The following is a 19,174-nucleotide window of genomic DNA, read 5'->3' on the forward strand; positions in this document are numbered from 1 at the left end:
ATTGCCGTTGATTTGTCATAGCGCATAATCGAGGTGGTATTTAATATATTCAAATTGAAAATCACCACATTCGGCACGGGGTAGCCGGAGATGGGCTACACGAGGATTGTATTTATATTTATTAGTAAGATATTCCACCATTTTTTCATAAGCATCGTAGCCACTTTTGGCAAAAAAGTTTCCCTTATACAATTCTATTCCTTTGATCGTGCCGCGTTCATTCGTGTATACTGTCAAATAGAAATAATATCGTACAGCATATATTCCCTCCCGGATTTCGGATAACTCCTGCCGACGCTTGTTTACTAATTCCTTATTCTGTTCGAATCGTTCCAGATTTATTTTTTCGAGTTGTGTCTGATAAAGCCGGTTGTGTTCTTCCAGAGTGTCGGCCAATGCCGGGTAATAGTTTATGTGCGTTGAACCTGTGCCCGTTGTTTGGAGCATGTTCAATCCCGAATATTTTTTGGTTTTATAAATGAAATAATCGACGGTTCCGGCTTCGTTTCCCACGATTTCGCCAAAGAAAATAGCGTATATCCGACACTCTGCTGTTTCGCTGCATTTCAGTTGTTTCGCACTTCTCGGATTTATAAGGGAATTGATGAAATAGATAGCTTGTTCCGGTGTGCTGCATAGTTCAATTCTATTGAAGTACACGAACACATATTTTCTTTTGAGATTCATACGTTACAAGTTTTATGAAAAAGAGAAAGCAGTATAACAAATATAGCTTTTATTTGTTGAATTTCAAATACCTGTGATATGTTTGAGGACTGAATTTTTTTCGTGCATGGCTCGAATAATATAAAAATGTGTCAGAGTGATTTTAAAAGCCAATGATAACAAGAAAGGACGGCTATCTTTGCCGTTCTTCTCCTATTTTCTTCACGTGCATTGTTTCCGGGGTGTAATTACGGTCAGTTGCCGTAATCTTTGGGGTAAGTTACTCCGGTATGTGTACAGGTCAGGTCGAATGCCCACGCTACGGCATTGAATGTTGAAAGGCGCGTAGGTTCCATACGCAAATCATAAATACCGATACCCCCGGCATTGGCTCGCATTGATTGTATCGTGCGAACTTTGACCGCACTATCACTTAATGGGCCTCTTAAATCTATACTGAACGGAAGATAGTGTGATACCGGGAACATTGAAGATAGGTAATAACCGTTCAATGAACCTTGGTGCGTCAGGTCGATACATGCTACGGCTTCGGGTGAAAGCGTATTGGTATTTCCCCAATCCAGCAGGGTAATTATTTTGTCGGTTTTGTTTCGCAATTTCAGAATAACATTGCTGAATGAGGTTGAATTTGCCGGTGGCCAGCCGCGGGTTCCGTATTCCGACCATTCATCGTCGAGGAAATAGCCGTCCACACCGGCGGCCTCCCCGACCTCGATAATCTGGTTGCAGAACGATTCTGCTTGTTGATTCGTGAGGTTTGCGAACCCGGCTCCGGTATGGTCGCCCAGATAGCCGAGCAGGACTTTGATACCTTTTGCCTGGAGCGGTTTGATATATTTGTCGGGATCGGCGAGAATAGCTGCGTTATTGGGATTGTTGTAGGCATAAACATTCCCGTTGGCATCTCCACGGATGTTGGACGAATAGATCACCACATGGGTAAAGAACGGTTCGCCGTTGGAAAGGTAATACTCTCCGGCATTGAGGATATTTAACATCGTTGACTTCCACGATCAGATGCCGGGCGAAGTTTTCTATTGTCGCCGCGCGGGTCATGGGGGTAGTTTGTCCGTCCGGTTGGGCTATGACGGGTTCTTCTGCGCTATTGCAGGCTGTAAAAGTGTATGCCGCTGCTGCGAACAGCATACACGCTATTATCATTCTTTTCATAGTCGTAGTTCGTTTAGGATGAAAAACCGCACACCACTTTCGCGGTGCGCGGACACTTTAATCACAACCTATTTCTTCTCATTTTGCGTAAAACATTAATTGCCATAGTCTTTCGTGTAGGTCGTTCCGGTGTGCGTAACGGTTTCACCGAAAGCCTGGGCTGCTGCGTTAAACGACGAAAGGCGATAGGACGACATCGGCAGGTTGAAGAAACAGATACCACGTGCATCGGCGTTCTTGGCCTGCGTTGTGCGAGATCTGATTGCGGTGTCCGAAAGCGGACTGGTCAGGTTTACGAACAGCGGCAGGTATTTGCCAGCCGCGAACGACGAATTGAACCCATAGCCGTTCAGCGAACCCTGGCAGCCCCAATCGAGATGGCTGATAGCCGTGGATGAGAGCGTACCGGTGTTACCCCAATCGAATACGCTGATCGACTTGTTGGTCTTGCCTGCCAGCGCGATAATCATGTTGCTGTACGAAGTGCTGTTAGCATAGGGATAGCCGCGGGTTCCGTACTCCGCCCATTCGTCGTCGAAATCGTAGCCGTCTACGATATTGTCGTAGGCAACCAGATCATCCGTGTAAGTGCCGATTTGTGCTGCGGTAAGATTTGCAAAGCCGGCTCCGGTGTGGTCGCCGAGGTTGCCCATAATCACCTTGATGCCCTTGGCTTGAAGCGGAGCAATGTAGGTTGACGGATTTGCGAGAATTGCGGCGTTGTTCGGGTTGTTGTAGTTGTGAACGTTGCCCGATGCGTCGCCGCGGATGTTGGATGCAAAGAGAATGACGTGCGTAAAGAACGGAGTGCCGTCCGACAGGAGATATTCTCCTGCGTTGAGAGGATTGACGTCGTTTACTTCCACGTAAACAACGCGGTAGAAGTTGCCGAGCGTTGCCGCGCGGGTCATCGGGCCGGCCTGATCGGTCGGGTCGTTTGCGATGGGTTCCTCGGCCTGCTGGCACGAGGTCATCAACAATGCGGATGCAGCGAACAAGGTGCAGGCTGCGAATAAGAATTGCCTTTTCATAAGGCTAATTTTGGTTAAAAGGTTGAGGTTTGAGAATTATAGGTTGTAGTTAAAGTGGTTTTTTACCAGTCTTTTCTGAAGTTCCCGTAATTGTTAAAATCCAAATTTACGTTTATCAATAGTATCATTCCGTCGTATTCCCAATCCCAATCGGTAACTGCATCTGCCACTATATTGAAAGCGCTTTTGGGGCCTTCTTCATATCCTGCCGAGTTTGTCGGCATATCCCAGAATGCGAATACGTTCCCCGATTGGGTTTCGCGGTACAGCGATTTAACCGCTGGAGTCAAAATTGGATTTAATTGTGCGCTTTCCTGCGTATTGTGCGTTTTCAGCAGCGCGCCGCCGTATTTGGATTGCTCCAGCCCGGCAATGGGTTTGAGCTTTGCACCGTCGGTGTAAGCATCCACGACTTCATCGAAAATTCCCGACCAGGCATAGTCGATGTATTTTCCGGCTTCGATGCCGTCGTGTGCCGTAGCGAGCAGGTCGGTGCTCTCCGCGTCGCAGGCCACGGTGACGAGTTTGCCGTCGCCCAATGCTTCCTTTGTCGCCTTTATCAGTTTGGCGTAGGATGCGGGATTTACACCGGGCATACCGTCTTTGCCGTAGGACGCTTCGATGTCGAAGTAGTTTACGCCGTCCAACTTATATGTTTCCACGACATATTTAAGCTGAAAAACAAAATCAGCGATCTGCTCGTCGGTCATATTGCAGAACCCCAGCCCCGTATTTCCGCCGGTGATGCAAATAAGTACCTTACGACTGCTTTTCTGCAAAGGCGTGAGGTATTTGTCGCGGTTGCTCAAGACATATTGCAGATCCGGCCCGATGTCGAGCATGGCCCGCCGTGTCGTCTTGTCGAATTTTAGCGCCGCGGGGCGGAGTACTTCGATGTCGATCCATGTTTGGATTATCGTATTGAAATCGAGATCAAATGTTTCCACATAAAATTTGGTTCCCATCAGCGGGGACATTTCCTCGGTATTGACATATCCGACGACTTTGAAAGCATAGGCATCGAGCTGCGTTTCGGGTACGATCTCCCCGACCAGGATTCGGTAGTAGATTACCTGGCCTTTCGCGGATGGGGAAATGTCGTTATTGGCAACGGTCGCCCGCAGTGGCAGCAGGTAGGCGCCTTTTTCGACTCCTTCGCGGCTCAACGTGACGGCAAGAGCAGGAGAGATTTTCTCTCCCCTCTTGACCGTCACCGTCTTGCCCTCTTCAAAAGTCACCTTTTCTAACGGAAATAGCGCCAGTTTTGCGTCACCTTGTTTGTCTTTGTTGTATTCGTCCACAAGCGTTGCGTCCGCATCGACCGTAACCGTCACGTCTACGGCTGCAGGCTGGGTCAGTTGGTAGAACACGGCGTCTGTGGTCGTCTGCTCTTCGCCGAGTTTGAGTGCTGAAATCTGATCGGGCGTTTTCTCCCGGCGCAGCACTCCGCCGACATTAGCAAGGTCGTCCTTACCGGGAATATCCCCGGCCGTGCGGGTGAAGTCCTCGGCGTCGCACGCGGCCATCACTGCGAGCGTAAGGCAAAGTGCCGAAGTGCGCAGTAGACCTAATATATTATTCATGTTTTTCATAGTTCAAGATTTACGGTTTATTCTTGCTTGTTGAGCTGCGGAATTTCCACCGAGGTATTCCATTTCAGATCGGTATGCGCTACGGCGTCGTTTCCGTACTGCGACCAGTCTTTGATGATGTTTCCCGTTCCCTCGTTGAATTTCCAATAAGCGCGTAATTCGGGCTTTTCGGCCGGGTTTTCCACGTCGTACATGTCACGCCAGATGTCGGCCTGCGTGCGTGCGACGGACCATACGCGCACCTCTGAAATATCGCCGCAGAGCTGGCGGAAAGCGTCGTAGCTGTACCCGATGAAGAATTGCCGGGCATCCGTTTCGGGGTCGGGGTCTATGGCGCGAAGTCCGAGATTTATGACCTTCACGGTCGGCGCTACCTGCGTCTGGCTTTGGAGTTGTCCGTTCAGATAGATGCAGGCGATACCGGTTTCCAGGTCGTATGTGAAAGCGACATGATACCACTCTTCGAGCGACAGAAGTTTACCCTTGTTCTTTTCGGGGAATTTGCCCAGGCTTACGCCCGATCCGTCTACCTGGAGCTGGTCGGCATAGAAATTCGTGTCGCCGATACGCAGCAGCAGGTGTTGCTCCACACCCATGATCGTAGAGAGCTTTTCTTCGATGTAGGACGAGGTAGGACCTGCATAGTGGAAATCGTGAACGCGGACGATAGCTTCATAGGTTACGGCTGTCAGTCCATTTACGCAGTCGGCAGTTCCGGCTTTGTCGAACGCGGGTACGTCTATCCAGTTGTCGGTGAGTACGGCGGCGGTCGTGATGGCCGAAGAACGGCGCACAAGATAATAGACGGTTTGGGAACCGGAGAGGGTCGAAAGTCCCCCCCCCGCAGAAACGATAGTTACCGGAAGTAACTGTGTTGCATCTATATCGAGCCGGTCGAGGTTCTTAAAATGGATAGTCAGAGGTTCCGATACGGATTTCCCGGCTTCTACGGTTGCCGTCCGTTCGGGGAACTCGTAGTAACTGTCATCGAGTACCGCATATTTCGTATCGTGTTTGGCATTGTAGGTGTTCACGAGCGACGGGTCGATGGCGAATGTCACCTCGATATTCTCTTTTGCCGGGGAGATCAGTACGGCGGAGAGTTCGCGGTCGAGCTGCGTAACAGTCTTTTTAAAAGTTACGTTGTTGTCGCTCGACGTTTCGGCTGCGTCGATATATGCTGCGTTGTCGAACGGGTAACGGTTTTCATAGTCCGATTCACACCCGGCCAGCAGGATAAAGGCAGCCGATACAAAATACAGATATATTCTTCTCAATTTCATAAGGCGCATTATTTAGGGTTTGCCGGATTCAGCAGGCCGATGGCATGCTTGGTCTGTTTGTAATTTATGTAAGCGTCGTAGTAATCGTCCCCAATGTTGTAAATACCCAGCCCGGCTAACGGCCCCATTGTAATTACGCTTTTTGCCGCTTCGGCGATTGCGGGTTGCTGCACAAGGTTTTCATCCGTGAGTTTCCCGCCCGGCTCGGCCGTGATGATGATTTTTTCGAGCGCAATGCCGGCATAATCGGTCGCGTATGCAAGCTGGCTGCGGATATTGAACGTATTGACGGCATCCGTAGTCGTGAGTACGAAATAGGTTACGGCACTATGATTCTCCTTTGCGATAAAGAGCGGGTTACCCTCCGCCATGAGAATTTTTCCGGTCAGGGACGACAGTTTGCTGACAATCGTTGCAGCGGCTTGGGTCGCTGCGGCATCCATAGCGCCGCCGTAACGTACCGTTACGCCGTCGAACTTATACCGGTTTACGACCTCGATCACCTTGTCGAGATATGTCCCCAGCGCTGCGGCGTCCGTAGATTCCGCGAGTGTGTTGTAATCTACGGTATAGAGGATTTTCGTGCCCTTGGCCTGCGCCTGGGGTATATCCTCGATGTCGTATTCGGTCAGGTTACCGGCGTTTTCAAGTGCCACGATGTCGAGTGAATCGGGCAGTGAGCGCAGAAATGCCTTTTCCGAACCCGGTACGGCCGGAGCATTTGCCAGGCTTGCGTAAACGACGTAGTGTTCGCTTGCCTTATACGCTTTGAGGGCTGCCAGATATGCGGCATACTGTGCCGGGTCTTGCTGGTCGGGTTTTATGATCTGCTGGTCTATCGGCTCTATGTCCGTGTCGCAGGCCGTGAAACAATAGGCCGCGGGAATGAGCAGCGCCAGAATCAGGTATTTTATAGTCTGTTTCATAGCTTCGGTTTAATTTAAGGGTTTGCAATCCCACCATGTGCGCGTACCGCCGTTGTCGGGGCCGCCGAGCGAAGTTATCGCCGCTTCGACATTTGTGCGGTTCTCGGAATATTCCTCGGATGGGTAGGGAAGTCTGCGCATGCCGTACTTGGAGTTCACCGTTCCACCGGATTTATTGTCTTTGGCCGGCATCAGTTTCGGATAGCCCGTGCGCCGGTATTCCGCCCACGCTTCATTTCCGAGCGGGAAAATCGCAATCCATTTCTGGGTGATGATGCGTTCGAGGTTTTCTTCGAACTGTGCATCTTCTTTCCATTTGATCGTGATGCGGCTTTGCGGTAATGCGGTGTTGTTTTCGATAACGCCGAGAGGGTCGGTGTAGGCTTCGGGGACGTTCGCTTCGTCGGCGATATAATCCTCTGCTCCGGCTACGCCGCGTTCCTCGAATGAAAGCCGAATGCCTTGTTCGTAGAAACTCTGTGCCGATACCGCACTTCCCCAGCGTAGTTCATATTCGGAGCGCAGGAACGCGATTTCCGCTGCGTTCATCCATAAAATAGGGTCGGTGTCGGTAATGAGCATCGAGGAACATGCCGTTACGGCCTTGGACTTGTTGGCCGGTGTCGTGCCGATGCGCAGGCCGTAATAGCCTTTCACTGCGGCATCGCCCTCTCCGACGGTTCCCTGTGTGAACATCTTTGCCCGGCGCGGGTCTTTGTAGCCGTTCATGTAGCAGAGGATGTCGGCTCCGATGGCGTGGTCCTGCCAACTGTTCCAAAGCAATGTCGTGCGGTTGAGTTCGGGCTGAAGCTTCGCATTGTCGGCATTCTCGGTGATGACCCCGGCGGCGATGGCTTCCGCAGCTTTTGCCTTTGCGGTCTGCTCGTCGATATAGGAAAGGCGCATCGCCATACGCAGTTTAAGCGAATTGGCGTATTTGATCCACTTTTTAAGGTTGCCGTTGTAAACCTGGTCGTATTCGCCGAAGGCTTCCGTACTCAAATCCCGGTTGCGCTCCAGCGCTTCCAGCGCGGTGTCCAGTTCTTTGAACATCTGCGTATATGCTTCCTGTTGCGTGTCATAGGGGACGGTCAGGCGTTCTTTTTTGTCCTCTACGATCTTGGAGTAGGGTATCGAACCGTAAGCGTCGGCCAGGCGGTTCATAATCGCCACGCGCAGGACGTTGGCCAGGGCTACCGCCACTTCGTCGTCGGTTTTGTTGATGATGCCGCGGTAAGCGGGGTAAGTTTCGGTGATGACATCCACAAACGGCGCTTTGAGCCAGTCGGTGGTGGGATTGAACGTTGAGAATTTCGTTTCCCAGCTGTCTACCGTCGCTTCGACGTAGCCGCCGTAGCTGCCGCCTTCGAGTGCTTCGACAAATTGGTATAGGTGTTCTTCCGAGGGGATCACCATATTTTGCAGTTTGGTGAGTTTCGACCCCACGAGGTAGTTGTCGCGTTCCAGTTCGTCGTCTGTCGCTTCGTTCGGATTACGGTTGTAATCTTCGAAGTTGTCAAGGCATCCCGTCGATGCGCTTACTACTGCGATAAGAGCAACGGCACGAATTATTGTCTTTATTTTGTTCATAGCCGTTAGAATTTAATGTTAATATTGAATCCCAGGTTACGTGTCGAGGGCATCATGAAATAGTCCATTCCCTGATAGAAATTGTTTGTCGATGCCACGGCTTCGGGGTCGAACGGCGCTTTACAATACATCATCCACAAGTTGCGGCCTACGAACGATACGGTGATCGAACATACGTTGTGCAGCCATTTGCGGGGAATCGTGTAGCCCAGTGAAAGTTCCTGGAGGCGGACGTTGGTTGCCGAGTAGGTGTAATATTGGGGTATTCCGCCCTGCGACGCTATGGCCGTATACCAGGTTTCCGGGTTTACCAGGCTGCGGCCGTTTACCAAAGCACCTCCGGCATCGCGCGCGGCAGCCGTTGCTTCGGACACGCCGAATAGGTCCATGTTGGCTTGCGTGAGTGAATTGACGATGCCGCCGATGCGTGCCGTTACGAGGAATCCGAGGTTCAGGTTCTTCCACGATACGCTGTTGCGCCATGCGAGGTTATAGTCCGGGAATACGGAACCGAGTTTCATGTCGGGCAGGTTGTCCTCTACGACGACGTTGCCGCCCTCGTCGATCTCGATGTTGCCTTTGTCGTCGCGCCGCAGGTCGGTCGTGGAATAAAGGTCGCCCATCGAACCGCCCTCTTTGAGAATAAATTTAGCGCGCCCCAGCTTACTGATCTGGAGCCTATTCATGCTGATTGTTTCCTCGGTGATCGGGTTGTACCACTCCTTGCAAAGTTCGATGATCTTGTTTTTGTTCCAGGAGAAAGTAAACTGCGAGTTCCAATTCCAGTTTTTCCATTGGTGGTTGTAACCCAGGCTTGCCTCGACACCCGTATTGCGCACGTGGCCGGTCTGAATATAAATGTCGGAGTAGCCGGACGATGCGGACAGATTCGGGTTGAAAGTCTGGTTATAGGTGTCGGCGCGATACCACGATGCCGTGAGTGTGAATCCATTGAGGAACCGGGCGTCGAATCCTAATTCCCATGTTTTCGTCCGCTCCGGGTAAAGCTGGCCGATGGGGTAGTTCGATTTGTCGTCCCAACCGGAAATGGTGTCGTCGTAGGGGTGTGTGGCGATTGTCAGTTCCCGCGGAAAGGGGTTTGCTACCGAAGCCCACGAAGCGCGGATTTTCAGGTAGTTAAACTTCTCCGGGAAATTGAATGTACTGCTGGGCAGCCACGATACGCCGACCGAGGGGTAGAAAAACGACTTTTGGGGTGAGTTGGCAAGCTGCGACGCCCAGTCGTTACGTCCGGTCGTCGTTACGAACAGTTGCGACTTCCAGCCCAGTTCCAGGGAGTAGAAAAACGACTGCGTTTGCTCGTGCCAGCCGGTTTTCGGCGTTTTCTTCTGGCTCTTATCGAGGTTCACGACATTGAAGATGTTGGGAGCGCCGGCAATGGGGCCATATACCGAGAGTTCGTCGAAGCGGTTGTCTTTGATCGACGCGCCGATATGTGCGTCGAGCGCGAATTTCTCTTTGAACGTTTTGCTGATGTTGAGCATTACGTCGCCGTAGGTCTGACGTTCTTCGCCGCGGGTTTCGGTATATTTACCTTTTTTGCTGTTCTCCAGCAGCGTGGGGTTCGATGTTGCGTACAGTTTTTCCGTATATAAACTATTGGTGTTATCGATGCGGATACGTCCTGCGACATTCATCCAGTCGGTGATTTTATAGGTAATGCCGCCCGTAAATATATAGCGCTTGCGGCTGTTTTCGCGAGGATTGCGGTAGGCGATCCAATAGGGATTCTGCATGCGCAGGTCGCCGCCCTCGCCCTGCGGCCAGAACTGTGCATAGATTTTGCGTGCTGGGTTCCAGCGCTCGAATGCCTTTACGAGCGAAAAATCATCGCCGCGGGGAAAGAGATAAGCCGATACGAGCGGGTTTGAGTACACGCCCTGGTTTATCATGTTGCGGTCTTTCTGGATGATGTAGCTTCCGCTTACGTCCAGTATCAAACGGTCGTTCAGCAGGTTCGACGTATTGCGGAATGTAAAGTTATAACGATTGTACTTGTTGTTGGGGACAAGTCCTTTGGAGTTTACTGCTGCGGTCGAGAAATAGATTTGGTTTTTCTCCGTACCCCCGGACAGTGTTACGGAGTTTGTCAGTATGTGACCTGTTTGCAGGAAATCTTCGGGCGAGTAGTTGTAACGTGCCGCTTGGTTGAGCGGTGCGCCCCAGCTATGGATTGTCGAACCGCTGGCTTTGCCTTTACGCCCCGTGCCGTAGCGGGTCTGGAAGTCCGGCAGGCGCAGCGGGTTCATAAATTCCGTGTTACTCGAAACCTGTATCTGTGTTGCTCCGGCCTTACCTTTTTTGGTGGTAATGAGCATTGCGCCGTTCGCGGCGTCAGAACCGTACAATGCCGCGGCTGCGGCTCCGGTCATAACGGATATAGATTCAATGTCATCGGGGTTCATATCGGCGATGGATTCCGTTGTGCCGCGTGATCCGAACTCCATGCTGCCGTCGCTGGTGAAGTTGTGCATAGGAATACCGTCAATCACATACAGTACGTTCGAGGTCTGCATAATCGACTTCATACCGCGCATAATGACTTTGGCCGAACCGCCCACGCCGGACGAACTGGTATTGATAACGGCTCCGGCGACTTTACCTGCGAGGCTGTTCACGAAGTTCGCGGATTTTACGGTTGTTACGGCTTCGGACTTCACTTGCTGCACGGTGTAGGCCAGTGCCTTTTCCGAGCGTTTGATACCCAGGGCCGTGATCACCACGTCTTCAATCTGCTCTGCTGCTTCTTTGAGTGTTATGGCAAAAAAGGTTTGTGTGCCGATTTTTACTGTTACGGGGTCATAGCCGATGAAATTGACATACAATTCAGCGGTTTGGGCAGGTGCGGGGACTTGGAGCGAGAAAGCGCCGTCAAGTCCGGAACTTGTGCCGATGGTCGTTCCCTTTACGACCACCGATGCCCCGACAACGGGTGTCCCTTTGGTGTCGCGCACGACACCGCTGACCTTTGTGGAGCCGTTGTTTGCGGCTTTCTTGTCCGAGGATACGGAAAGATAAATGTTTTGCTGGTAGATTTTGTACTCGGTTTTCGTTCCTGCGACCATCGCCTGTAACGCTATGCCGAGCGGTTTATCGGCGACATTGATACTGATGGTTCTGTTAATATCTACGCCTTTGTTTACGATGAAGAAATAGCTGGTCTGTTTTTCTATTTCATTCATAACCTGCTCCATGCGAACATTGTCCATCTGCAATGTTACTTTCGCGGTCTGGGCATACGCTCCCCATGCGGAGAACGTGGAGCAAATTATGAATAGAAAAGTAAACCAGCATTTAATTTGCTGAATAAATTTATTATTCATAGATTTGTAGATTAGTGGTTGTTAGATTGGTTCAAATTCTATTAGCCGCTATGCCTGCGGGTGGTTGCTACACCTGCGGGCTTTTTTTGCGACTTTGAAGATTCATAGTCTTATCTCATAGGCATCGCAGTTTTTTAGATTCTTATTAGTTGATTTTGGCATAGTTATTTTATATGGATTACATTGTTTTCGTCTTTCTCATATTTAAATGGAGATATTTCCTGTAAGGATCTTAACGCATAATCCAGCCCCATATTGACGGGGATTTTGCCCCGGATAACGTCGATCTGCGGAAGATCGGCCGTTTCGATCTGGATTTTCACACCGTATGTTTTCTCCATTTTGGCGATGATGTCGGCAAACGGGTGTCCAACGAGATTCAGAATACCCTCTGTCCATAAATAGTCGTCCGTATTTTTAATCTTTGTCAATACCAGACGATTCCCATTTAGGCATACCTTTTCGTTCGGGTCTAATATAATCTGGTCGCCGCTTGCTAATTTGTTGGTTATTTTTACCTTACCATTTAATAATGCGGTTGTAAAGTCGTGTGCTTGCTCGTTTGCCGTTACGTTGAACTTCGTTCCCAGCACTTCCACGTCGCAGGCGAAAGTTTCCACGATGAACGGATGGGCGGCATCATGCTCCACGTTGAACATGGCTTCGCCGGAGAGTTTCACACGGCGATTTCTATTGAACCGTATCGGATATTCCAGTTTTGCCCCGCTGTTCAGGCAAACGCTGGTTCCGTCCTGAAGTGTAATGTCTATACGTTGTCCTGCCGGTGCGGCAACGGACAGATATTGTTTTGCGGTATCTTCGATAATGACGGTTCTGGAAGCGTACCAACTGCCTGCGACCAATAGTAATACTGCGGCAGCCTGGGTGCAGATACGAATAAAGCGTTGGCGATACCATTTCGGGCGTCTGGTCGGCAGGTGCAGACGATTGTGGTGCTGATAAGGAGCATTTGCGATAATCGCGTCCTGCATAGACCATAAAGCATTTAATTCTTTCTGGTTATTGGGGTCGGCATCAAGCCAGTCTACAATCGTTTTTTCTTCCTGCTCGGAAGTTTGTCCGTTTATGTACTTATATAATAATTTCTTGTCCATTTTTTTACATTGTGTGGCGAGTGCGTTATGAATTTTGGCAGCCCGTGGCTAATCCATAATTTTTCTGTTGGTAATTTTCTTGATAATTATACTTTGTCTGCTTACAATTATATGGTGCGTGAGCGCGCGACATTTACATCGAAAAAGTGCATTTTCCGTTAAATAAATTTTCTTAAAAAATGGTATTTTTTTTAATTATCGTATAACGCTGGAATACAGGACGATAATTAAAATGATGAGATAGTCGTTCAGTGCGATTCGCATTATGGCCAAAGCCCGTTGGATATTGGCTGTGACGTTGCGCACATTGATTCCAGTAATTTCGGCGATTTCTTGGTAAGTCTTGCCCTCGAAGCGGTTGTATAGGAAGATTTGCCGCATAGGTTCGGGCATTTTGTTGATCTGGCTTTCGATGATGGATTTTATTTCCGCTGTAAAGGATGCTTGCGGATTGGTGCTTTCCAAAACGGTGATTTTAGCTTTGATGCTGCGGTAAGCCGTCGTATGTATTTGTTGCTGGATTTTGAGTCTGTTTTTCTGGTTGCGCAGCCATTCAAGACAACCATGCTTTACGGAACCTAAAATATATGCGGGAATAGTCGTAGTAATATTGAGCTTGTCTTTGTTTTCCCAAAAATAAAGGAAACTGTCGGTAACGATGTCTTCCGCGGCCATATTATTGCGGATGTATGACCGGGCAATAATGATAAAACGAGGTTTATACTCGGAGTATAATCGTTCGAAATCTTCGAGCGTGATATGTTCATCCAGTTCTGACATGCGTGTAGATTAATTCAAAGGTAAACTTTTTTATCAAAATTCAAAAATTTGTAGAATGTCCGTTAATATGGGGTGATGTGAAATATTGGGTTTATCTCTTTGATGCGGAACGAATCGGAGAAAGAAGTGAGGTTTAGATAATATCGTTATGGATAACTTCGGTCAGACGCGGGAATTGCAGATCGAGTTCGAAAGTAGGCCGGGGCCGCAGCCCCGGCGCTGCTCACTCACTCCGGGGTTTGGGTTGCTCGGTTACGATTTCGGGCTTACTGTAAAACGATGTTGTGCAGCGGGTCTTAAACCCGACAATGCTATTATCTTCCACCCGGATAAATCGGAATAGCCGCGTATATACATAGTTCATCATCGCATAAGCATAGGGGTCGGGGGCTTTCACGTTCTTCCATCCGGGAGCTATGTCGTCGAGGGTGGGGAAACGTTTTTTGAACTGCGCTTTGAGTTTTTCTTTCAAAAGGGCCACTTGTTCGGGCCGTGTTGTCGGTTGTTCTTCGAAATATTTTTGCATGGTTAAAATGTTTATGGTTTAAAATAGGGTTTGCTCAATGCCAGGAGATGCGGGATAAACGATGCTGTTCCGTGCCCGTTGAAGGTTCACTTTATCCAGCGCAGCGGCTGCCCGTTCCGCGTCGATGGCCCGCAGTTCCTCGTTTATCCATTCCTCGTACTGGAGTATCGAGGCGTATATCCGGGCGGCTTTCTGCATTTCCTCGCGGTATTGGCGGCAAAGTTCGGCGTAACGGTCTGGGTTGATTTCTCCCTGCTCGTCGATCATCACCTCGTAATGACCGCCCAGCCGAGGATCGTCCACCATAACGCGCATACGCTCGGCCATGGCTCCGATGTGCTTTGCATACCCGTACTGCCCTAAAAAGTTCTCTTTTTCTATCCCGACCATGTTTTCGAAGTGCCGGATGTTTATACGATGGGGATTCGTTTCGCAGATGTCCCCGGCATTGTCGCGGGGTTCCTCGTGCAAAAAGCGATAATAGGCTTTGTATAACGCAAGAGCGTCTATTTGCTGATCTTTCATCGGCCTAAATTATGAATTTGGGGAGTAAATATTTTTTGTCGGTTGCCGTGCCGTATTGGTCGATGAAGTGTCGCACCGCGTTGTATTTATCTTCAAGATCGCTATCGTCCCAAGCAAAGGACGAATAATCGTAATTATGGAAAGGGGACGCTTCTGTTTGGCAGATTCGCAGAATGTCGTTCAATTCCGCCCAGAATATACGTGTGCCGTTATCCTCCAGCCGATACATTTTCAGAAACAGCCGCCGCAGGGTGTACGCCGAATATAGGCGTACACTCTTGTCGGTTATGGTATTCAAACGGTTGCGGCTACCTTTCCCCAAGTTTCCTGCGCAGACAAAACCGAGGTTGCGAGCTTGCGCTTCGGTGCGGGCTTTATAGTCGGCGAATCGCTTTTCTGCGCGGTCTACTGACCGAGTGAAGTAGGGGATTTCTTTCATTTTCATAAATTGGGTGGATTACAAGTTAAAATAATTGTTGTTGTGTAGCATGTTCGGGCTGTGTTTCTGCCGATGGGACGGGCGAGATGCGCCCGGATAGGTAAGCATGTAAGGTGTTTAGAAACTGCTCCCGATATACCGGGTCGATACGGCACTTGTCATATTGTTCCCGATGGTTGGTAATTGCTCCGTCTTTTTCGGCTGCTTCAATCGCTTTCGGGAATCTGCTGCCGCCCTGCATCAACCCGGAAAAATAGTCGAAAAGGATTTCCATTTCTACGGCCTTGCGGCCTTTCTCCCGCAAAATCGCAGTTAGCCTTTCCGATTTAGCTTCCCGATATTCCAACGGCCAAACGTTACTGGCTGCGCTGTCGATAAATACCTCTGTTCCGATTATGGAAATGCGCTTTACTTTTTCGTGCGACATAGTTGCAAATTTTAAGTTAATACGACTGACTGCCCCGGCCTGCGTTGAGCAGGTATTTTTCGTGCAGGGCTTGTTCTGTGGTCTTGCCGCTGGCCTGTTCGATACGGGCGACGCGGCGGGCGATTCGCTCCTGTTCTTTCTGCCAGCGGTTTATAAGGTCGAAATCGGCCAGAAACGCCGGATTCTCGTTGTCGATGCCGGGGCGGAACCCGCGGCGATACATGCCGCCGAAAACCTCGTCTATCGCTTTGGAATAGCGGTCGCGCTGCTCGTCGAGTTGGCATAGCTTCCGTGCGGCAGGATTCTGCGGGTATCGTACCCGCAAAATCCTGCGCTCGGCAGCGGCATAGCGGTTGTTCTGCTTTTGCCTACTTGTCATATTCTGAATATTTGAGGAACGGATGTTTTTTCGTTGGACGGAATTTCCACAAGTCGGCCAGATATTTTAGGAATGTCTGCGGGTCGAAATGTTCGCCCGTGGCGCAGGAATGGTAGTTCGGAGCATCAAGCCGGATTACAGCCATATCGAAAAAAGGAGTTTTACATACGCTCCATTTTCCGTTGAAAATCCGAATATCCACGGCGTTGATGTGGCCCTCGAAATCGAAAAAAGTTGTGTATTTCCCGGATGCGTTCAACTTGGTAAGTTCTTCAAGTATTTCAATAAATATTTTGTCCATAATAGTTTGGTGTTGTAGGCGGGGACGATGCCCCGCCCGGATTTATGCTTTTTGGCTGATGTAACGGATAAGTTTCTTTTCGTTGGTGTAGTCGAGTGTGTCCAATAAGAATTGTATGCTGCCCGTTCGCATGGCCCGCCATAGTCTATTGTATAGGCTTGGATTGCTTTCGGGAGTTTGGCCGAATATTTCTTCCATGTAGTTTTCCGGCATGTGGGTACGAATACGCCAGTCGAGGGCTGCGGTTGCTCGTATTATTTCTTCGTATGATTTCATAATTTCGGGTATTGTGGGCGGAGCGAACCCCGCCCCGTTATTATTCTGTTTACGCGGCTGTTTCGTCGGGTTTGGCGTTGCATTGCTCTACCCGGTCGGCAATCATCGTCGCGGCCTTGTTCGCGTCGATAAGGATTTCGAACAGGTATTCGGGTTTCTCTTTCAGCCCCCGCAGCCAGCTTGCGAGGTAGGCGGCGTTTTCCTGCTGCGGCGTTGTCGCAAGCCCGAACCGTATGCCGCAAAGTGCGGCGGTCATTTCGGCGATCAGTTCCTCGCGGGCATAGCTGGGCGAACCGAAAAACCCGGACATATCCCGGTTGAGCCGCGACGGGTGGCCCGTGCTGTGGGCGACCTCGTGCAGCAGCGTCGAATAATAATCCGCACCTTTGGGGAATTGTGTTTTCAGCGGGCACACGATTATATCGGCGCTGGGGCGATAAAATGCGCTGTCGGATTCCAATACTTCGATCCTGCAATACCATTTCCCGGCATCGACCATGTGATCGACTTCGGCGCAGGTCGTTCCGTCCGTCTGCGGCATCCCTGCGGCCTGCTCCAACAGCCGTGCATAGCGTTCGGGGTTCTTCTCCGGCATATCGGTCTGGTCGATATTGAATACCGAATAATAGCGCAGCAGGGGCAACAACTTGTAAGCCTTTTTCTGCTCGTCGGACAGACGGGCGTATTTCTCGTATGGCATGCCTTTTCCGTCTTTTTGGTCTTTGGGAATGGCGTACAAATACCAGAAATAAACCGGAAACGATTTTTCGCCTTTCTTCACGTTGATTTCTTCATCCTGCGCTTGCTTGTAGGTTAGGAAAATAGGCGTTTTGTAGCGCTTGTATTCGGTCAGCAGAAGAAGCATGAACAGGTTCCCGCCGTTGTAATACCGTCCGGCCAGATTGCGGGGGCATCCCTGCGCCATCGAAACCCACGGCTTGCTCCAGCCCGTTTTAAGGTTCTGTATTTTTTCAATCATCAAAGCCGTGAATGCCGGGGCGATTGCGTCTATAACTTTATTATTGTTCATCGTTCTGATTTTAAATATTTACTTCCATGCAGAAAAACCACGTTTTCAGATTTTTGCTATAACCTACATTTACTCGGTCGCCTTCGTTTTTGTACTGGTGTTCCAGCCGCAGGCAAACCAATCCGGATGCGAGGGCGTAGGCTCCGCCGGCAACGATTTCCACCGTTACCGCTTCATTGGCCTTATGCGACCAAAGGCGTGATAGATATTCTTCATATTTTTGTTTCTCGGTTTTGGGCGCCTTGTTTTCAGATTCCATCCCAGCGGCTAATCCTGCCCCTGTTCCTTTCCGGTCATTTTTCTGTATGTCCTTTTTTGTTGCCATGACTTTTTTTTTATCCCGTGCGGAGCACCCACCGCCTGACCTTTCCGTACTCAAAAACCTGCGGCGAGATAGGGAAACAAGGTTTTTCGGAAAAATCCTGCTGTGCGCGAGGTCCGGGCCTGCCGCTGAAATCGGACACGATCAGGCCCGGCCGCAGCGAGGCGCTACCTTTGAGTACGGAAAGGTCAGGCGGTGGTTGCTTCGTACACCGATTCCAAAAAGAGGAATGGCGACAAAAAAGGGCGCAATACAGAAAACTCCCTTTGTCCCGTGCGAAGCACGGGACACCGCGGTCTTAATGCGTAAGAAATACGCATTAAGACACCCGCTACCATCCGAAAAGTGCGTAACATCGCACTTTCCGGCAATTTTGCCGACAGAATAAAGCAGGGGAAACATCTGTGCGGGAGGCAATATGTGAACGAACCCGACATTAATGTTTTAATCAGGTCGTTATGGAGCGTATTTTCAGTCGATTAACAGTTCAAATAATTCTCCGGAATCCAAATAGGACATAGGTTCGTAATTTTTGGACATGGGTGAATTTGTAGTTAGATTTGCCATTGGGACGCTCCTCGGATAGTCCCGGCACGGCAAAACAAAAACTACTATGACAGACAGAAAAATGGAGTTGTACGAGCGATATTTCGCCCGTAAACTGGACGATTATTTGGCGCGTAATCCTGCGGAGAATCCGGGTATTGCGCAAACACGCATTTCAGCAGCTTCGGCGGTTTATCTTGCGGACAGACAGGTTGCGCAACACCCGGCCGTCGCATTGGATAGGGCGCTGGGAATCCTCTATATCGACTTCTCCGGAGATACTGAAATCCTTTAACTTTTCGTAAACCAAACTCGAAAGGATGAAACCAGAACAGAACTATTTTTTGTTAGGGAGTGAGGACCCTATACGGGTGCGACTCACGGGTGTCCGAAAACCTCCGGTAATACGGCGCACTTCGGGCAACCGTAGCGCAGAAGTGGATTATTATACCACGTTGCTTATAGAACATTTGCAGGAATATTTTCCCGGTGAAATGTTGTTGCTGAAAGATTTGCGGGCACGGGCGCGTATAGCCTATAAAGAAAGCGTTCGGACGAATGTGCCGATTGCGGATGCTCTTGCTAATGCCTTGCGTTACTTGTTTTTCGGGTTCGAAACATCGGGCTTCGAACGTTTAAAATCGGAAATCTGGATGCAGGGCTATTATTCGCAGGCGAAAGGCCGACATATCGAGCTGCCGGAAGTCGCCCTGCAAATCTTTGCGGGCGAATTGTCGCTGCAATGCCGCGAATTTTTGGCGAAGTACCCGACCACAAAGGACCGGGAAACCCTGATCGCCCGCTATGGCATCCGGGAGATCGTCGGCGAATACCTGAAACGCAGGTGGGGCATATAGTTCCGGCCCGCGTATGAAAGGCGGCAGC

21 protein-coding genes are annotated in these 19,174 nt (G+C 49.9%); 2 read left to right on the forward strand and 19 right to left on the reverse strand.

The features are described 5' to 3' along the window. Nucleotides 1-15: 15 nt before the first annotated feature. The 19 genes from NQ492_RS01705 to NQ492_RS01795 form a co-directional block, all read right to left on the reverse strand. The gene (locus NQ492_RS01705; RefSeq protein WP_015546359.1) at nucleotides 16-687 is read right to left on the reverse strand and encodes a hypothetical protein; all 672 of its coding nucleotides are present in this window, start codon (nucleotides 685-687) and stop codon (nucleotides 16-18) included. 233 nt (nucleotides 688-920) lie between these two features. Then, on the reverse strand, nucleotides 921-1,685 hold the full coding sequence (locus tag NQ492_RS01710) for a glycoside hydrolase family 18 protein (RefSeq protein WP_015546358.1): 765 nt from the start codon (nucleotides 1,683-1,685) through the stop codon (nucleotides 921-923). A gap of 267 nt (nucleotides 1,686-1,952) precedes the next feature. After that, nucleotides 1,953-2,888, reverse strand: a complete 936-nt coding sequence (locus NQ492_RS01715; RefSeq protein ID WP_227042861.1) for a glycoside hydrolase family 18 protein — start codon at nucleotides 2,886-2,888, stop codon at nucleotides 1,953-1,955. A gap of 62 nt (nucleotides 2,889-2,950) precedes the next feature. Further along, nucleotides 2,951-4,480 (reverse strand): BT_3987 domain-containing protein, encoded by a 1,530-nt coding sequence (locus NQ492_RS01720; protein WP_044054049.1) that lies wholly within the window; start codon nucleotides 4,478-4,480, stop codon nucleotides 2,951-2,953. A gap of 17 nt (nucleotides 4,481-4,497) precedes the next feature. Further along, a complete protein-coding gene (locus NQ492_RS01725) occupies nucleotides 4,498-5,763 on the reverse strand; it encodes a DUF1735 and LamG domain-containing protein (RefSeq protein ID WP_149887822.1) in 1,266 nt (421 codons plus the stop codon). A gap of 8 nt (nucleotides 5,764-5,771) precedes the next feature. Further along, on the reverse strand, nucleotides 5,772-6,689 hold the full coding sequence (locus NQ492_RS01730; protein ID WP_015546353.1) for a glycoside hydrolase family 18: 918 nt from the start codon (nucleotides 6,687-6,689) through the stop codon (nucleotides 5,772-5,774). A 9-nt stretch (nucleotides 6,690-6,698) separates the two neighbouring features. Beyond that, nucleotides 6,699-8,279 carry a SusD/RagB family nutrient-binding outer membrane lipoprotein gene (locus NQ492_RS01735; protein ID WP_015546352.1) on the reverse strand — a complete coding sequence of 527 codons (1,581 nt, stop codon included), beginning with the start codon at nucleotides 8,277-8,279 and terminating at the stop codon, nucleotides 6,699-6,701. A 5-nt stretch (nucleotides 8,280-8,284) separates the two neighbouring features. Next, entirely contained in the window at nucleotides 8,285-11,623 is a 3,339-nt protein-coding gene (locus NQ492_RS01740; RefSeq protein ID WP_044054047.1) for a SusC/RagA family TonB-linked outer membrane protein, read from the reverse strand. A 164-nt stretch (nucleotides 11,624-11,787) separates the two neighbouring features. Then, the gene (locus NQ492_RS01745; RefSeq protein ID WP_015546350.1) at nucleotides 11,788-12,738 is read right to left on the reverse strand and encodes a FecR family protein; all 951 of its coding nucleotides are present in this window, start codon (nucleotides 12,736-12,738) and stop codon (nucleotides 11,788-11,790) included. Between the two features lie 195 nt (nucleotides 12,739-12,933). Further along, entirely contained in the window at nucleotides 12,934-13,518 is a 585-nt protein-coding gene (locus tag NQ492_RS01750; RefSeq protein WP_015546349.1) for an RNA polymerase sigma-70 factor, read from the reverse strand. 223 nt (nucleotides 13,519-13,741) lie between these two features. Beyond that, nucleotides 13,742-14,044: a hypothetical protein gene (locus NQ492_RS01755; RefSeq protein WP_015546348.1), complete on the reverse strand. Its 303-nt coding sequence runs from the start codon at nucleotides 14,042-14,044 to the stop codon at nucleotides 13,742-13,744. An 18-nt stretch (nucleotides 14,045-14,062) separates the two neighbouring features. Next, nucleotides 14,063-14,569: a hypothetical protein gene (locus NQ492_RS01760; RefSeq protein WP_015546347.1), complete on the reverse strand. Its 507-nt coding sequence runs from the start codon at nucleotides 14,567-14,569 to the stop codon at nucleotides 14,063-14,065. Between the two features lie 4 nt (nucleotides 14,570-14,573). After that, nucleotides 14,574-15,014, reverse strand: a complete 441-nt coding sequence (locus NQ492_RS01765) for a hypothetical protein (protein ID WP_015546346.1) — start codon at nucleotides 15,012-15,014, stop codon at nucleotides 14,574-14,576. A 19-nt stretch (nucleotides 15,015-15,033) separates the two neighbouring features. Next, complete coding sequence (locus tag NQ492_RS01770; protein WP_015546345.1) at nucleotides 15,034-15,435, reverse strand: hypothetical protein; 402 nt, start codon at nucleotides 15,433-15,435, stop codon at nucleotides 15,034-15,036. Between the two features lie 16 nt (nucleotides 15,436-15,451). Continuing rightward, nucleotides 15,452-15,814, reverse strand: a complete 363-nt coding sequence (locus NQ492_RS01775; RefSeq protein ID WP_015546344.1) for a hypothetical protein — start codon at nucleotides 15,812-15,814, stop codon at nucleotides 15,452-15,454. Further along, nucleotides 15,804-16,115: a hypothetical protein gene (locus NQ492_RS01780; RefSeq protein WP_015546343.1), complete on the reverse strand. Its 312-nt coding sequence runs from the start codon at nucleotides 16,113-16,115 to the stop codon at nucleotides 15,804-15,806. The genes NQ492_RS01775 and NQ492_RS01780 overlap by 11 nt, the downstream gene beginning before the upstream one ends. Before the next feature lie 42 nt (nucleotides 16,116-16,157). Then, complete coding sequence (locus NQ492_RS01785) at nucleotides 16,158-16,391, reverse strand: hypothetical protein (protein ID WP_015546342.1); 234 nt, start codon at nucleotides 16,389-16,391, stop codon at nucleotides 16,158-16,160. A 49-nt stretch (nucleotides 16,392-16,440) separates the two neighbouring features. Beyond that, nucleotides 16,441-17,421: an ArdC family protein gene (locus NQ492_RS01790; RefSeq protein ID WP_015546341.1), complete on the reverse strand. Its 981-nt coding sequence runs from the start codon at nucleotides 17,419-17,421 to the stop codon at nucleotides 16,441-16,443. Between the two features lie 10 nt (nucleotides 17,422-17,431). Next, nucleotides 17,432-17,746 carry a hypothetical protein gene (locus tag NQ492_RS01795; protein WP_015546340.1) on the reverse strand — a complete coding sequence of 105 codons (315 nt, stop codon included), beginning with the start codon at nucleotides 17,744-17,746 and terminating at the stop codon, nucleotides 17,432-17,434. Between the two features lie 610 nt (nucleotides 17,747-18,356). Between NQ492_RS01795 and NQ492_RS01800 the strand changes: the two genes are divergently transcribed. Together NQ492_RS01800 and NQ492_RS01805 are read left to right on the forward strand one after the other, a co-directional pair. After that, nucleotides 18,357-18,584: a hypothetical protein gene (locus NQ492_RS01800; protein WP_015546338.1), complete on the forward strand. Its 228-nt coding sequence runs from the start codon at nucleotides 18,357-18,359 to the stop codon at nucleotides 18,582-18,584. Between the two features lie 25 nt (nucleotides 18,585-18,609). Beyond that, the gene (locus NQ492_RS01805) at nucleotides 18,610-19,146 is read left to right on the forward strand and encodes a DUF1896 family protein (RefSeq protein WP_157359452.1); all 537 of its coding nucleotides are present in this window, start codon (nucleotides 18,610-18,612) and stop codon (nucleotides 19,144-19,146) included. Nucleotides 19,147-19,174 lie beyond the last annotated feature (28 nt).

The sequence above is a fragment of the Alistipes shahii WAL 8301 genome, from assembly GCF_025145845.1.
GTDB lineage: Bacteria > Bacteroidota > Bacteroidia > Bacteroidales > Rikenellaceae > Alistipes > Alistipes shahii.